We start from the raw sequence: 15,362 nt of genomic DNA, 5'->3' as shown, positions 1-15,362 counted from the left end.
GTTTCGTTTGATGGGTGAACAACTAGAATCCGGCACGGATGGTGAACACGAAATTCCTTGTCATGGGCGGCACAAAGCCTTCTTCCTTGTTCACGCTCGTTCTGTTGGAGTTGTTGGCCGCCGGGTTGAAATTGTTCGGAAGCGTATTGTACAGGTAACCGAGGTCGCGGCCGATGATGCTCACCTGCAGGTTGTTCAGGTGCAGCCGTTCGGCGAAGCTGGCGGGCAGCGTGTAGTTCAGCGCGATCTGCCGCAGCGCGATCCAGGAGTTTTCCACCACCCAGTAATCGCCCACCGCAGTGGAGAACGAACCGTAGCGGTAGCTGAATTGCGGAAGGTGCGTGGGCTCCACGTACCCTTTTTCATACGCTTCGCGGAACGTCATGCCGGAAACATCCACCTGGGTGCCGTTGGGCTGCTCGATTTTCTGGCCGTTGTCGAACACGCCGTCGGGGATAATGCCATCGTCGTACGTGCCCAGGTCGTTGGGATATTTACTCGTCCATGAAATACCGCCATGTTGCGCATCGCGGCCCTGCAGCGAGGATTTGAAGATACCGGTGTGCGTGCCGTAGCGCATGGAGTGCATTACCATATCGCCGCCGATCTTGGCATCGAACAGAACGTTCAGGGAGAAATTCTTGTAGCGGAACGTATTGTCGAAGCTGGAACGGAAATCGGGGTTGATATCGCCCACGTCCATCCATTCGTTGCTGCGTTGCGGGAAGGCCGCGCGGGCGTCTGACCGCCAGGCCAGCACCGTTTTCCCGTTGTTGGCGTGCGCGATGGGCTTGCCATTGGCATCGTAAGCCTGGTAGCTTTTGGAATGGATCCGGGTGCGGATCACGCCGTAGGCGCCACCCACTTTCGCGTATGGGATCTGGTCGTTGGAACCGAGCCCTTCTTCATCGAGCGCATAATATTCGCGGTCGCCATACAGTTCGATGATCTTGTTGCGGTTCCGGGTGAAGGTGAGCGTCGTGTTCCAGTTGAAGTTCTTCGTTTGCACGGGCGTCGCGTTCAGGGAGATTTCGATCCCCTTGTTCTGAATGTTGCCGGCATTGATGAGCTGGCTGTTTACGCCGGATTCGGCCGCTGCGGGGATGAGGATACCCTGGTTGAAAGTATTGTCTTTATAAACGGTTACATCCACGCCCAGCCTGTCTTTCATGAACCGGACATCGACCCCTGCCTCCAGCGCGCGCTTGCGGCGGGGTTTGAGGCTCTTGTCGACCATATACGATTGCCCCTGCGAATTGAGGATGTACGCGAGCATGGGGATGTTGTTGCCGTTCGCCTGCGAGAACCCTCTCAGCTGGAAGCCGGGGTTGAGGACGAAGGGGTCCATATCGCCGCCGAGCCAGGCCACGTTGCCCCGCAGTTTACCGAACGATATGAATTCGGGCAGCTTGAACGTTTCGGAGAAAATCCACGAAAGGCTCACCGCCGGATAGTTGTAAAAGTTGAAACCGGTACCGTCGCTGTACGTGAGGGCCGACGACCAGTCGCCGCGCCATGTGGTTTGGAGGTACAGTTGTTCTCTCCAGGCGAGGTCGGCGCTGGCGTAGATGGAATTGATGGTTTTACGCGTGCGCACGCCGCCCGTGGAAATCTGCGGTTTCTTCGAGTTGGCGAGGAAGTAGTTGCCGGGGAAGATGAGGCCGCCGTCCGTTTCGCTGAGGTTATACACGTTGTTGTAGCGTTGTGTTTCGCCGCCAACGTAGCCGTTCAGGGAAAGGTCTTTGGTGAGCTGTTTGGTGACAACGCCCATCCATTTCATGAACCAGGCACGTTTCTGCGTAAGGCCGAGGCCGTATTTGCCGCCGCTGGTATTGTCTTCGCCCTTGAAATCGTATCCCTGTCCCAGTTCTTTCGATTCGTTCTTGATGCTGATATTGCTGAAGTTCCCTTCCAGCTGCAATCTGAGCCAGTTGGTAATGGTGGCGTTGATCGCGAGGCGGCCGCGGAACATCTGTTCGTCCTGCAGGTAATTGTTCTCGAAAATGCGGAACCAGTAATCGGCGCCGGGCACGAAATTCGTTTCATTGGGATCGTATACCTTGGGCACCCCGCCGAGCGAGCTGGTGTATTTGCTGCGCTGCATCCAGTATTTGGTGTCGTAGTTGCGGGGGAAGATCCAGATGAAGTTATTGAGCCCCAGCTGCGGCGGGTTCTCGGCCTGGATGTTGGTGTAATCGGCACCGGCGTCGAGGCTGATAAAGCTGGTCAGGTTATGGGTGGCGCGCAGGGTGAAGGCGTTTTTGTTCATCTTGTTGCGGAAGTTGATGCCTTCGGCCTGGTTGCGGGAATAGGAAACCCGGAACGAGGATTTGTCGGTAGCCCCGTCGAGCGCCACGTTGGTGAGGTAGCCCACACCGGTCTGGAATGCGTCGAGATAGTTATTGGGAACGGCTTTGTATTCCGTCCAGGTACCATCATAATTGCGGACGCGCTGGTTGGCGAATTTGGGCCCCCAGTTCTCCAGTTCCCTGTTTTTCTGCGGGTCGATATAAGGTTCGTTGGCAGCGTTGGTGGGGAACACTTTCGTTTGCCAGTTGGTACCGTTAGGATAGCCGGGGTCGCGGGTATCGGTGAAGAAAGCGCCCACGGTGCCGCCGCCGTATTCATTCTGGAAGTCCGGTCCGCGGTAAGGGTCCTGGATGTTGAGGGATTGGCTGACAGACACGCCCCATCCTTTCTTTGTCCGGCCTTTCTTGGTGGTGATGAGCACCACGCCGTTGATGGCGCGGGTGCCGTAGAGCGCCGCGGCTGCGGAGCCTTTCAGCACGGAAACGCTTTCGAACTCTTCCATGTTCAGGTTCTTGAGATCGTTCCCGAAATCGCGCCCTTTCCCGTCGAACGCGTCGTTTTCCACGATCACGCCGTCTACCACGAAAATAGGCTGGTTATTGAGGCTTAGGGTGGAGTTGCCGCGAAGCAGGATCCGCGAGTTGCCGAAAAGGCCGCCCGAGCCCTGGTCGATATTGATGCCGGGAGCTTTGCCCTGCAAGGCGTTGATAGGGTTCACTTCGTTGGTCTGCGCCAGGTCTGCGCCTTTCACTTCGGATACGGAATACCCCAGCGCGCGCTTCTCTTTCCGCTGGCCGAGGGCCGTTACCACTACTTCCGACAGTTCGCGCTTGGATTCCTGCAATACCACGTCGTAGTTGCCCGCCGATCCGACCGCAATTTCCTGGGCGGCGAAACCGATGGCGGAAAACACGAGCACCGCGCCTTCTTCGGCGTCGATCTCGAAAAACCCGTCGGCATTCGTGACCGCACCTTTGGAGGTGCCCTTCACGGTAACCGTTACGCCGGGAACGCTGGTGCCGTCGGCCGCCTTCACGCGGCCCGTCACTTTCTTGAAAAGCGCGTCGCGGGAGATGACCACTTTCACCCCGTCTTTCTGGATAATGATCTGGTTGCCTACAACTTCGTAACTGACGTTATAGGGCTGCAGGAGCGATTGCAGCACGTCGCCGAGGCGCGTATCGCGCACAGAGAGGCTCACGATGCTGGTGAGCGGAATAGTCCGGGTAGCATAGGCGAACTTGACGGAAGCCGCCTCTTCGATCTTGCCGAGCACATTTTTCAGTTCCTTGTTGGCTACGGTAAGGGAAATTTTTTTGTCGAGAACGCCTTGTGCGCCTGCTACCGCCGCCATGGCGGTGGTCACGAAAATGCACAGCAAGGTCTTCAACAGCGCTACCCGCATCATGAAACGGATGGTGTTCATACGCTTGATTTTTGGTTGACAGTAAATGTGGAATCGTTTGTTCAGTGTACGGTGGAGCGGTAGCGATCAGCAGCCAGGACCAGCAATCCGTACTTCATTGTTCACTATTTCATATGTGGCGCCCAGCACTTTGCAGAGCACCTCCAGTTTATCGTAAAAAGTGCCTTCTTCGAGAGACACGGTAATCCTGCATTTTTCGAACGTCCGCCTGTCGTAGCGGATATTCACGGCATAAGTTCCGGACAGTTCGTCTATCACCGCCGGGGCCGGGGTTTCGTCGAAACTGAACCGGGGAGTCGGCGGAACAGGGTTTTCGAGGATGGTTTTATTGATAACAACCGACTTGGCCATCGTGTTGCGACCGGCGTCATAAACCGCCTGTTCGTTGGGCAGCAAAATCCAGGCGCTGTTATCTCCCGCATGGGAAACGGACACTTTTCCCGAGCGCACGGCCACCGTGATGCTGCGTTCCCCGCTGATCCGGAAGCTGGTACCCAGTACGCGGGTCACCACTTTGCCGGCGAACACGGTGAAGGGCCGCTTCGGGTCGGGCGATACTTCGAAGAAAGCCGAGCCTTCCAGCCGCACGTTCCGGGCATCCGGGCCGGGCAGGCTTTGAAAATGCACCTTCGCGCCGGGGCTCAGCGTAATCCGCGAACCGTCTACCATTAATACGGTTTTCAGTCCCGCCCCGTTATTGGCCGCCGATATTTCCCCGTTTTCCCCTTTCACGACAGCGGGCGCTTCCATGGCCATATCCCCTTTTCCTGCGGGCCGCCCGTCCATCCACCACCATCCCGCCCCTGCCAGCAGCAATACCACCGCAGCGACCGCCGCATAAGACATCCAGCGGACCTTAGGGCGGAGGGCGCCCTGCATCTTATCCCAGATTTCCCCGGCCAGCATTTCGGCCGGAACTTCGGATTCCGCGGCATGAACGGCCAAAACGGCGCTCCGGCAGCGGTCTACCAGGGCACGGCGCTCCGCATCCCCGCCTATCCAGGCCTCCCAACGCGCGTCCCCTTCCGCCGTTGGGCGTAAAGTCCATTGCACGAAGTCGTCGTTTCGCAGTAAATTTTCCAGGTCGGATGGGTGGTTAGACATTTGCTGAAATGTGGTCGTTCTTCAATAGGTGACCCATTCCGCTCCGCGATACTCACCTGGCGGCGTTTTTTTTTTATTTTTTTTCGGTGGAAGGAAAACTGCGGGGCTACGGCCGTTTTTTATCAGCCCTCGCGGCAGAGGATAATGATGGCAAGCGCCCCGGGCCCGAGCATTTCGCGGAGCTGCGAAACGGCCCTGTGGAGAAGGTTGGCGGCGGATTGATAATTGACGGACATGACGCTGGCGGCTTCTTCCGTGCTCAGCCCCTGGTAAAACCGCAGGTTGACCATTTCCTGCTGGCGCTTCGGCAAACGGTCGATGGCCCGGCGGATGAGCTGGCGGCGGATGACTTCGTTTTCGTGCTCGAGGATGATGGATTCCGGGTTGGCGGTGTCTGCCTGTTCGGGGAGCGAATCGGCGTACAGCAGGCGCACGGCCGCTTTCCGCATGAGTTTGTAGCGGAGGGCTTTCAACAGGTAGCCCCTCACCGAACCGGGCGACTGCAGGTTCGCGCGGGAGCGCCAAATTTCAACGAAAAGGTCCTGGACCACGTCGCGCACCAACCCCTCGTCGCCGCTCACCCTGATCCCGTAAACGATCAGTGGCGGGGCGTGTTCGTCATACAACTGCGCAAACGCATCCCTGTCCCCTTTCCGGAAAGCCTCCCAGCCCGGGTCCGGTGCGGGAGGCGTGTTATCTTGTAGCGACATGCTGATACGGCGGCTTTCGTGCAGACAAGGTATGCATTATTCGTAAAAAATCCGATTTCAACCATCGACCGGCAACCAAACCCCGTGCCCGGGGGTTATTACAACATGAAAAAGGTAAAACAGATCACGTTCGCCGCCCGGCCCACCGGTCTCCCCGACGCTTCCATTTTCAGGATAGACGAAGTGCCGTTGCCCGACGCGAAGGAAGGCGAGCTTCAGCTGAAAGGATTGTTCTATTCCGTGGACCCGTACATGCGCGGACGGATGAACGATAGCAAATCCTACGTCCCCCCGTTCCAGGTGAACAACGCGCTGGAAGGCGGCGTAGTGGCGGAAGTGACCGCTTCCCGCGATCCTAAGTTCCAGCCGGGGGACGTGGTGCTCGGTCCCTACCTTCCCTGGCGCACGGAAATGACCGTTCCCGCATCCGCTGTTCAGAAAATCGACGCCAGCATCGCACCGCCCAGCTATTACCTCGGCGTGCTGGGGATGACGGGCCTCACGGCCTACATCGGCCTCATGGACATCGGCAAGCCCAAAGCCGGCGAAACCGTTGTGGTATCCGGCGCTGCCGGGGCCGTGGGCTCTGTGGTCGGGCAGATCGCGAAGCATTTGGGCTGCCGGGCGGTAGGGATCGCCGGGTCGGACGAAAAAGTGAAACTGCTGACCGATTACTTCGGATTCGATGCCGCCATCAATTATAACGAGCCGGGGCTCGACGATCGCCTGTCGACGCTCTGCCCCAACGGCGTGGATATTTATTTCGATAATGTGGGCGGCGAAGTGTCTGACGCGGTGATGAGACAGCTGAATTTCTTTGCGCGGGTGCCGCTTTGCGGGCAGATCTCCTACTACAACGCCACCGAAGTGCCGACCGGCCCGCGCTGGCAGGGGCTTATGGTGACGCGGAGCATCCTTATGCAGGGGTTCATCATCCGCAATTACGCATCCCGGTTCCGTGAAGGGATCGAGTTTCTGGCGCCGCTCGTGAAGGCGGGCAAAATCAAGTCGGAGGAAACCGTGGCGGAAGGGTTCGAGCAATTACCCGAAGCCCTGCTCGGCCTGTTTTCCGGCAAAAACAAAGGTAAAATGATCGTAAAAGCCTGATGGCGTGGGCATAAAAAAAGCCGTTCCGGTATGATCGGGACGGCTTTCCATTTTCACGAAATGCGATTATTTGCGTACCGCGAACCGGTACACCGTTGTTTGTTTGTAGGTTTCTCCCGGCCGGAGAATGGCGCTGGGGAACGACGGCTGGTTCGGAGAATCCGGGAAATGCTGGGTTTCCAGGCACATGCCGGCGTGTTTTCCGTACACGGCGTTGTTGCGCGTGTTTTTCAGCGATCCGTCGAGGAAATTGCCGCTGTAGAACTGGACGCCCGGCTCGGTAGTGGCCACCGTCATCACACGTCCGGAAACGGAATCGTACAACATCCCGAATTCCTGCAGCCCTTCGCCTTCTTCCAGCACCCAGTTATGATCGTAGCCGCCCTGGACCTGGCTGATGCGCTCGCCGATCTTGTGCGGCGTTGTAAAATCCATGGCAGTGCCGGCCACGGAATCGAGGCGGCCCAGCGGGATGAGGTTTTCGTTCACCGGCGTGTAGCGCGGCGCGCGCAACTGCAGCTCATGGCCCAGGATGTCGTGGCTTTGGCCGGCCGACAGGTTGAAATAGCTGTGGTTGGTGAGGTTGATGGGCGTTGCCTTGTCGGTGGTAGCCGTATAGTCGATCTGCAGGGCATTGTCGGCCGTAAGGGTGTACACCACTTTTACGTCGAGGTTACCGGGATAGCCTTCTTCCCCGTCTGCGGAGCGGTATTCGAGCAGCAGACTGGAATCGCCGGCCTGGGGCGTGGCTTTCCAGATCACTTTATCGAAACCTTTCAGCCCACCGTGCAGGGTGTTGCCGTTGTTATTTGGCGCCAGCTTGTACGTAACGCCGTCCAGCGAGAACTGCGCATTGGCGATGCGGTTGGCGTACCGGCCCACGAGCGTCCCGAAATAAGGGTTGCCGGCCTGAAGGTAGCCGCTCAGGCTGTCGTACGAAAGCACCACGTTGCCGGGCGCCCCGCTCTTGTCTGGCGTGATGATATCGGTGATGATGCCGCCGTAGTTCAGGACCTTGACGATCATGCCGTTGGCGTTGGTGAGGGTGTACTGGGTGACTTCCGCGCCGCCCGTTTCGCCGTACCTGGCGCTGGTCAGCGATACCGCGCGCGCTTTGCCGCCACCGTCGCCACAGGCGGTAAAAGCCATGATGCCACCGGTAGACAGGGCCATGAGGGTCGATAACTTTTTCATGTAAAACGTGAAATTTTAAAACAGAATTCGGGTTTGATCCTTTAAATATCTGGATTAAATCCCGAAATTTCCAGCCAATTTTTCAGGAATGTTTGATAAATTGTCTGTGCGACATTTATATCGTGACCACGTAAAAAACTGATCCGCCTTGAGAATCGCCCAATACTCCAGCAAAAACAGGATGCTGGTGGCCGTAGACTGTATTATTTTTGGATTTGACGGAACGGAGCTGAAACTGCTCCTCATCAAACGGGGCTTCGAGCCCGAAAAGGGCCGCTGGAGCCTTGCCGGCGGACTTATGAAGCGAGACGAGAACATCGATCTTGCGGCGAGCCGTGTGTTGAAGGAGCTGACCGGCCTGGAGAACGTGTACATGGAACAGTTGTACATTTTCGGGGAAGTGGAGCGCGACCCGGTGGACCGTACGCTGTCTGTCGTATATTCCAGCCTGATCGACATTAACCGGTATACACAGCAGATCAACCAGGATTACCATGCCGAGTGGTTCCCCCTCAAAAAGCTGCCGTCCCTCATTTTCGACCATCGCGACATGGTGGCCCTGGCGCAGCAGAAACTCCGCTACAAGGCTGCTTTCCATCCCATCGTGTTCGAAATGCTCCCGGAAAAATTCACGCTCCCCCAGCTCCAGCACCTCTACGAAGGTATTTTCGACACGCTGATGGATAAACGTAATTTTTCCCGGAAAGTATTGTCGACAGGGCTGCTCGTCAAGCAGAAAGACAAAGAAAAGGCCACCTCCAAAAGAGGCGCCTTTTACTATAAGCTCGACAAGCGGAAGTACCAGACCAAATTCAACGCCTTCCTCAATTTCATTCCCAACCCGGATTCCATCCGCTAGAGCGGGTAAAACCGCCAGCTGGACTTGAAATCCTTATTGGGCAATTTGTCCAAAAGAATGGCGCGCACCATTTCCACCGGCATCGCGTTTTCGCGGATGATGGCGTCATGGAAATCGCGGATGTTCATTTTCCCGCTGTCTACCAGTTCCTTCTTCAATGCTTCGAACTGTAAACCACCGATCATGTAAGCGATCTGGTACAGCGGGCCGTACCCGCCGGTGAACGAGCGGCGCACTTCGCCTTCCGCGTTGGCGCGTTCGTGGTTGACCCGCTCCACGAGGAAATCGATGCATTGCTGCGGCGTCCATTTATTCGTGTGATAGCTGAGGGAAAAGATGATGCGGGCGCAACGGTGCATCCGCCAGAACAGCATGCCCACGCGGTCTTCCGCAGAACGGGGAAAGCCCCTGTCCCACAACAGCCGCTCCCAGTACAATGCCCAGCCTTCGGTCCAGAACGGCGTATCGAAATGGCGATAGGCTTTGTAGCGGTCGTTCATGAACTGCTGCAAACCGTGCCCCGCCAGCAATTCGTGATGCACCACGGCGCGGGAGAAATGAGGGTTATTGCCGCGGATCGACATCATCTTGTCATCGTGGCGCATGGCGTTGGTCGGAAAGGCGATCAGCAGCTCCTCCCCGCCCAGGAAGAACGGCGCCACCAGTTGTCTTTCCGGCGAAAGCATGTTCATCCGCCAGGTTTCCTCGGCCAGCGGCGGTAACGATATCAATTGATGTTCCTTCAAAAACGCGACGGACTCGTTATACAGTCCCAACATCGCTTCCGGCTGCGAACCCGGCTCCACGGAAGTGCCTTTCACCTTTTCCATGGCGGCTTTCCAGTTATCGCCGAACCCCATGTCGCGGGAGGCTTTGAGCATTTCCTTTTCACACCAGGCGAATTCGCGGTTGGCGATGGCGATCAGCTCGTCGGGCGAGTACGGGATCATTTCATGTTGCAGCAACACCTGTACGCCGGCCTGGCCGATGGGGTTGCCGATGATGCCCGACCCGTCGTCTTTCTGCGACGGCGCACGTTTCGCGATTTGCTGGAAGGTGTTGGCGTAATGGTCAAGGACACTGTCCAGCTCCCGGTACGGCGCGGGCATCCACCAGGAAAACTGGGGATCGAAGCCGGTGTAAAACTCGTAGGTGCTTTTGATGGCCTGTTGCAAGCCCCGTGCGATGCCGGCGCCGCGTTGGGCCAGGAAGGGAGACAGCGTGCTGTCTTTCGCCAGCAAAGCCAGCTGCGCGCGAACCGCCTTGCCTGCTTCGTTCCACGCGGCGGCGAGGGCGCGCGCGTTGGGCGTGAGGCCCCTTCGCCTGCGGGCTTCGGCGGCATACAGCGAGTCCGCGAACGGGAAATACCGTTTCAACTGCGCCGTTTCCACCTTTTCGACGGTCAGCGTATTCCGCTCCTGTTGCAGGTTACGGCGAAACAGGACATAATCGGCGCGGGAGCCCGTGGGCAGTTTGTCCCAATCCAGCGCAGCCAGCCTTTGCATATAATCCGCGTACAATTTTTCCAGTCTTTCCCGCCGTTCGGGCGAGTTGCGGATGGCGTAAAACCGTTGCAGGATGCCGCGGTCGGCCTCGAACTGCACCATAATATTGTTGACTTCGCTGGTTTGCGCATAGAGGTCGGTGTCGAGGCGCTGCGCCATCGTGGTAGCCGAAAGCAGCAGCAGGCAGCAGGAAAGGAAATGTTTCATAGCAGGTAGCGGTAGGTTGTAAAAAAAAGCGCTCTCCCGGTAAAGGAGAGCGCCAGGTATCGTTTGCGTGCGGGATTAGTGCACGTTCAATTGCTTGGACTCACCTTTCTTTTCCACGCCGATCACGCCGGTGGTGCCGCCGCCTTTCAGCGTCAGTTCAACGGGGGCGTTGGTTTTCCAGGCGCCGCGGGTAAAGTCGGGAATATCCACGCTGGAAGAACGTTTGGCGATGGATTTTCCGCTCAGCGGGAAGATGCAGCTCCATGCCACGCCGTCGTACACGTCCTGGTCCAGCGGGAGGCCGTTGCGCAGACAGTCGATGAGGCGCCAGTCCATCATGAAGTCCATCCCGCCGTGGCCGCCGATTTGCTTGGCCATTTCCCCGATCTTGCGAACGATCTCGGGGGTGTACTGGTCGTAAAGTTTTTTCAGTTCTGCTTCCTTGATCCAGTCGTGGCCGAAAGCGATGCGCTCGGGATCGGGCCATTTGCTGGCTACGCCTTTGGTGCCGCTCACGAGGTGGATGCGGGAATACGGGCGAGGGGAAGTTACGTCGTGCTGTACCATCAACGTCTTGCCTTTAGCGGTTTTGATGGTGGTGGTGTTCATCTGGCCGCGATAGTTTTTGCCTACGAATTCGTTGAAGAACGGATCTTCGGCTGCTTTGGCTTTCGCGATCTCGCCCATCATATAATCGTTGCTGGACATAGACACGAGGTAATCCATTTTATCGCCGCGGTTGATGTTCATGCACTGTGCGATGGGGCCGAGGCCGTGGGTCGGGTACAGGCAGCCGTTGTGCGCGATGTTCTCGCGGAGGCGCCACATGTTCTGGTACCCTTTTTTGGAGAAGTTGAGATCACGCAGATCGTGGATATACGCGCCTTCTGCGTGCACGATTTCGCCGAAGAGGCCCTGGCGCGCCATGTTGAGCGTCAGCAGCTCGAAGAAGTCGTAGCAGCAGTTCTCCAGCATCATGCAATGCTTTTTGGTGCGTTCGGAAGTTTCCACGAGTTTCCAGCAATCTTCGAGCGTGAGTGCGATGGGCACTTCGGACGCTGCGTGGCAACCGTGTTCCATGGCGTAAAGGGCCATAGGGGTATGGAGGTCCCAGGGCGTGGTGATGTACACCAGGTCCAGTTGCTCCTTATCGATCATTTCCTTCCAGCCATTGGCGCCGGAATATTCCTTGGCGGCAGGGCGGCCCATTTTCGTAACGATACCGTTCGATTTGGTGGCGCGCTCGGGCAGCAGGTCGCAGATGGCTACGATCTCAACACCATCGATATACGACATACGCTGAACCGCGCCCGGCCCGCGCATACCCTGTCCGATGAAACCGATCCGCACCTTGTCGATCTTGGGAGCGGCATAACCGCTCATGTTGAAGCGTTGCGATTTCTTGGACTGATCCAACGCGATTTTCAGTTCCTCATCGCTGGGAACGGAAGATGCGAAAGACGGGATACCGGTCATCAGTGCGCCGGAACCGATCGCCAGGTGGCGAAGGAAATTTCTCCGATTTGAACTCATAGTGAATTGGTTGAGCTTGTAGACAATAAAGAGCCGGTTAAATTAATAAACATTTCCACTTTTTTCAGAAAACCTCCACTAACGGTGAAAATTGTTGAAGAAATCATCAAATAACTGGATGGAATGGCAGAAAAAGCGGGCGACCGGTAAGCCGCCCGCTAAATATTTAGCTGTAAAAAGAAGATCATATGAGGGACAGGTTGCCGCCGGGCGACATTTCATAAGGTTCATGACCGGCTTTGAAGATCCTGGCAGTGAGAGGCCCCCGCAGTGTGATCTCCGTTCCTTTCACTTCGATCCAGCTGCCTTCGCGCAGGCCTACTACCGGTATGTTTTGCTGGGTGTGGAATTCGCGGATGCGGGTTTCACGGGTTTCGCCCATATGCGCGGAACCGGGTTGCGGATCGAGGTAATGGGGGTTGAGGTTGAAGGGGACGAGGTCCATGGTCTGGAAACTGGGCGGGTACACGATGGGCATGTCGTTGGTGGTTTGCATGTTCACTCCGCCGATGTTGCTGCCGGCGCTCGTGCCGAGGTAAGGCTTCCCTCCTTCCACTTCGGCGGCCAGCAAATCCATGAGTTTATTTTCGTGCAGTTGTTTGACCAGGAGGAAGGTGTTGCCGCCGCCGGTGAAATAACCCGCAGCATGCCGGATGGCCACTTCCGGATCCGGGAAAGTATGCAGGCCCCGCACCTGGATGCCCCAGGCAGCGAAGGCTGCTGCGGCGCGGGCGGTGTAATCGTCGTGGGAAATGCCGCCGGGGCGCGCATATGGGATGAAAACGATCTCCGGAATGCCGGCAAACAGTTCGCGGATGGCGGGTTCCAGGTAAGAGAGGTAATCCTGGCCGAATAAAGTCGATGTACTGGCTAAAACAATCTTTCGCATGTCCTAAATTACGGAACCCGCGGCAAACGGGAACGCAGGAAGCGTGGAATTTTGGGAATGGCGGGATAAGGAATCCGCGGAGCCCCCTTCGCAAAGGGCCCCGCGGCATAAGCACGGCTGCATGGGATCAGGCGCCGCTGGCCTGCGCATAGGCGGCGGAATCTTCATAGAAGTGGTACGATACGATCTTGCCGTTGCGAACGGTGCATTTCAGCGCCCAGTCGCTGGAAAACGTTTTGCCGGTGGCTTTCACGAGGTGCGTGAATTTGCCGCTGGCGAACACGGTCTCCCCTTCGCCGATCACCTGCTCCACGGTAAATGCCTGCGTCTGGAAGGCGGCGCCGAGGCCGGCTACGAATTCCCGAACGCCGGCGTGGCCTTTGTAGGAACCGTAGATTTGTCCGGCGGTACGGTTGCCGGCGCGAACGGCCGTGATTTCCGCGGCGGGGTCGAAGGTTTGGACGAGGGCTTCCAGGTCGCCTTTGCCGAATGCGGCGAAAAAGGCCTGGACGGTGGATTTGGCGGGCGCTTCATGGAAGCGGGGCGCCGTGGCAAGGGGGTTCCGGGCCTGTGCCGGAACGAATCCGCCGGCCAGGCAAAGCACGATAAATAGCCTTTTCATGAGTCGAGATTTTGTGGGATCAAATGCCGCCAGTGGCGGTTTGAGGCATACAATGTAATTTAATGTCCTGTTTTGTAAATTATTTACAATTGCAAATTAAAGGAATAGTTTTTAATTTCACAACAATCATTGTAAATAATTTACAAAATGGACACGACGGAAGATTTGCAGTTCGATTTTGAGTTCCTGGGGCGCCTGGTGGTGGGGATCGGGGAAGTATCCCAGATCACGGGGATCCCGGCCAGGCAGATCCGGTATTGGGAAGACAAGGGCATTATCATCAGCCTGACGGAGGAAGAAGGTAAAAACCGGCGGTACGATTACGCCAATATCAAGAAGATGCTCCTCATCAAGGAGCTGCTCGACGAAGGTTTTACCCTCGATGCGGCGGCGGAGAAGATCCGCAAGCGGATGGACACCATCGAGAAGGCGCTCAAACGCCTCTCCCGGCCCGGCAAACCGCCTAAGCACTAGTACCCATGTGCCAATGCCTATTATTAACTAAATTGCGACAAACAGATAACGAATCCCATGTCTATCACGAACGAAGCGGAATTACAGGGCATGCAGGCGGCCGGAGAAGCGGTGGCCCTCACCCTGAAAGCGATGCGGGAACACGCCCGCCCGGGAATGTCGACCGGTGAACTGGACGAATTCGGCAATGCCGTGCTCGCGGCATTCGGGGCCAAAAGCGCGCCTAAACTGACGTACGGTTTCCCTGGCTGGACGTGCATCTCGGTCAACAACGAGATCGCGCACGGCATCCCCTCGGTGAAGCGCATCTTGCAGGAGGGCGACCTCGTAAACGTGGACGTTTCCGCCGAACTGAACGGCTTCTGGGCGGATAACGGCGGTTCTTTCGTGCTCGGGGAAGACATCCACGGCCATCAGAAACTCGTGGACGCTTCGCGCGACATTCTCCGCAAAGCGATCGCCAACATCCGCGACGGTGTGAAAATTGCAGAAATCGGCGGATTGATCGAAGCGGAAGCGAAGAAAAGAGGTTTCCGGGTGATTGAAAACCTCACCGGCCACGGCATCGGCCGCAGCCTCCACGAAGAGCCCCACTCCATCGCCAACTACTACGACAAATACAACCGCGCCCGCTTCCGCAAAAACGGCGTGGTGGCCATCGAAACCTTCATTTCCACCCGGGCTACCTGGGCCTATGAAAACGGCGATGGCTGGACGCTCCAGACCAAAGACGGCAGCTTCGTGGCCCAACATGAGCACACCATCATGGTAACCGACGGCGCCCCCGTTCTCCTCACCGAAGGCAACGAAATCTGGAGTTAAATCCGTTCGAAAATACTGCGCGACAGCCCCTCCGGAGGCTGTCGCTTTTTATTTATAAAGCAAATTCCAGCGGAATGGGCGATAACAGCCAAGACGTTCCGTCTTCCTGCTGTTTCACATGCCAGATCGTAACGCCCATCGGGTTTCCGGCTTTCAGGGCAAATGGAGGGACCCACATCAATTCGATCTTCCCATCTCCTTCCCAACCAACTTCGAGAAACATTTCTCTCGCGATGGAAATATAAGGCGCGGGATCGTCCAGACATTCTTCCGGTGTTAAGGTAAAATTCAGATTATCGATCCATTCATACCTGAAGGAATGAAAATCACGGAGTTTTTCCGGCGGATAATCGATGACGCGTTGCTTGTCTCTATAAAAAGCCATGCTCCAATGTACGTCCCCACATCAAAATTCAACCCATTTTCCCCAAAAAATATTCGCAAATATGCAATCGTTTGCATATATTCGAACCCTGCCATTCCCGATAGTTATGAAAACGCGCATCTACACACTGAAAAACGTATTTCGCCAATGACCTTTTATGCCTGGCAAGCATTGATAATCAAAACGTTTCCGCAAAAATGCACGATCATCTTCCC

General features: G+C 56.6%; 13 protein-coding genes. 4 read left to right on the top strand and 9 right to left on the bottom strand.

Annotation, left to right across the window (positions count from 1 at the left end):
• Positions 1-22 precede the first annotated feature (22 nt).
• The 3 genes from ACQKLP_RS10440 to ACQKLP_RS10430 all read right to left on the bottom strand — a co-directional run bounded on the left by ACQKLP_RS10440 (position 23) and on the right by ACQKLP_RS10430 (position 5,550).
• Positions 23-3,736: a SusC/RagA family TonB-linked outer membrane protein gene (locus tag ACQKLP_RS10440; RefSeq protein ID WP_427322637.1), complete on the bottom strand. Its 3,714-nt coding sequence runs from the start codon at positions 3,734-3,736 to the stop codon at positions 23-25.
• Positions 3,737-3,802: 66 nt separating this feature from the next.
• Entirely contained in the window at positions 3,803-4,840 is a 1,038-nt protein-coding gene (locus ACQKLP_RS10435) for a FecR family protein (protein WP_427322636.1), read from the bottom strand.
• Positions 4,841-4,962: 122 nt separating this feature from the next.
• Complete coding sequence (locus ACQKLP_RS10430) at positions 4,963-5,550, bottom strand: RNA polymerase sigma factor (protein ID WP_427322635.1); 588 nt, start codon at positions 5,548-5,550, stop codon at positions 4,963-4,965.
• Positions 5,551-5,655: 105 nt separating this feature from the next.
• Between ACQKLP_RS10430 and ACQKLP_RS10425 the strand changes: the two genes are divergently transcribed.
• Positions 5,656-6,657, top strand: coding sequence for an NADP-dependent oxidoreductase (locus ACQKLP_RS10425; RefSeq protein WP_427322633.1), 1,002 nt, complete (start codon positions 5,656-5,658; stop codon positions 6,655-6,657).
• A gap of 66 nt (positions 6,658-6,723) precedes the next feature.
• Here the strand turns inward: ACQKLP_RS10425 and ACQKLP_RS10420 are convergent, their stop codons facing one another.
• Positions 6,724-7,851 carry an aldose epimerase family protein gene (locus ACQKLP_RS10420; RefSeq protein WP_427322631.1) on the bottom strand — a complete coding sequence of 376 codons (1,128 nt, stop codon included), beginning with the start codon at positions 7,849-7,851 and terminating at the stop codon, positions 6,724-6,726.
• A 148-nt stretch (positions 7,852-7,999) separates the two neighbouring features.
• Between ACQKLP_RS10420 and ACQKLP_RS10415 the strand changes: the two genes are divergently transcribed.
• On the top strand, positions 8,000-8,710 hold the full coding sequence (locus tag ACQKLP_RS10415) for an NUDIX hydrolase (RefSeq protein ID WP_240646639.1): 711 nt from the start codon (positions 8,000-8,002) through the stop codon (positions 8,708-8,710).
• On the opposite strand, the gene ACQKLP_RS10410 is transcribed toward ACQKLP_RS10415, so the two are convergent.
• The 4 genes from ACQKLP_RS10410 to ACQKLP_RS10395 form a co-directional block, all read right to left on the bottom strand.
• The gene (locus tag ACQKLP_RS10410; protein WP_427322628.1) at positions 8,707-10,422 is read right to left on the bottom strand and encodes a DUF885 family protein; all 1,716 of its coding nucleotides are present in this window, start codon (positions 10,420-10,422) and stop codon (positions 8,707-8,709) included. The genes ACQKLP_RS10415 and ACQKLP_RS10410 overlap by 4 nt on opposite strands.
• Before the next feature lie 75 nt (positions 10,423-10,497).
• The gene (locus tag ACQKLP_RS10405) at positions 10,498-11,955 is read right to left on the bottom strand and encodes a Gfo/Idh/MocA family protein (protein ID WP_427322626.1); all 1,458 of its coding nucleotides are present in this window, start codon (positions 11,953-11,955) and stop codon (positions 10,498-10,500) included.
• Between the two features lie 184 nt (positions 11,956-12,139).
• Positions 12,140-12,844 (bottom strand): dipeptidase PepE, encoded by a 705-nt coding sequence (gene pepE / locus ACQKLP_RS10400; RefSeq protein WP_427322624.1) that lies wholly within the window; start codon positions 12,842-12,844, stop codon positions 12,140-12,142.
• A gap of 127 nt (positions 12,845-12,971) precedes the next feature.
• Positions 12,972-13,466: a nuclear transport factor 2 family protein gene (locus tag ACQKLP_RS10395; protein ID WP_427322622.1), complete on the bottom strand. Its 495-nt coding sequence runs from the start codon at positions 13,464-13,466 to the stop codon at positions 12,972-12,974.
• A 147-nt stretch (positions 13,467-13,613) separates the two neighbouring features.
• Here ACQKLP_RS10395 and ACQKLP_RS10390 point away from each other — a divergent pair, with 147 nt between their 5' ends.
• Together ACQKLP_RS10390 and map are read left to right on the top strand one after the other, a co-directional pair.
• The gene (locus ACQKLP_RS10390; protein ID WP_341838984.1) at positions 13,614-13,940 is read left to right on the top strand and encodes a MerR family transcriptional regulator; all 327 of its coding nucleotides are present in this window, start codon (positions 13,614-13,616) and stop codon (positions 13,938-13,940) included.
• 57 nt (positions 13,941-13,997) lie between these two features.
• Positions 13,998-14,762 (top strand): type I methionyl aminopeptidase, encoded by a 765-nt coding sequence (gene map, locus ACQKLP_RS10385; protein ID WP_427322619.1) that lies wholly within the window; start codon positions 13,998-14,000, stop codon positions 14,760-14,762.
• 52 nt (positions 14,763-14,814) lie between these two features.
• Here map and ACQKLP_RS10380 read toward each other — a convergent pair whose 3' ends face one another.
• Positions 14,815-15,147 (bottom strand): hypothetical protein, encoded by a 333-nt coding sequence (locus ACQKLP_RS10380; RefSeq protein ID WP_427322617.1) that lies wholly within the window; start codon positions 15,145-15,147, stop codon positions 14,815-14,817.
• Positions 15,148-15,362 lie beyond the last annotated feature (215 nt).

Source organism: Chitinophaga sp. NPDC101104 (genome assembly GCF_050277495.1).
Taxonomy (GTDB): Bacteria; Bacteroidota; Bacteroidia; order Chitinophagales; family Chitinophagaceae; genus Chitinophaga.
The sequence above is the reverse complement of the archived record's forward strand: the minus strand, read 5'-3'. Positions and strand labels throughout refer to the sequence as shown.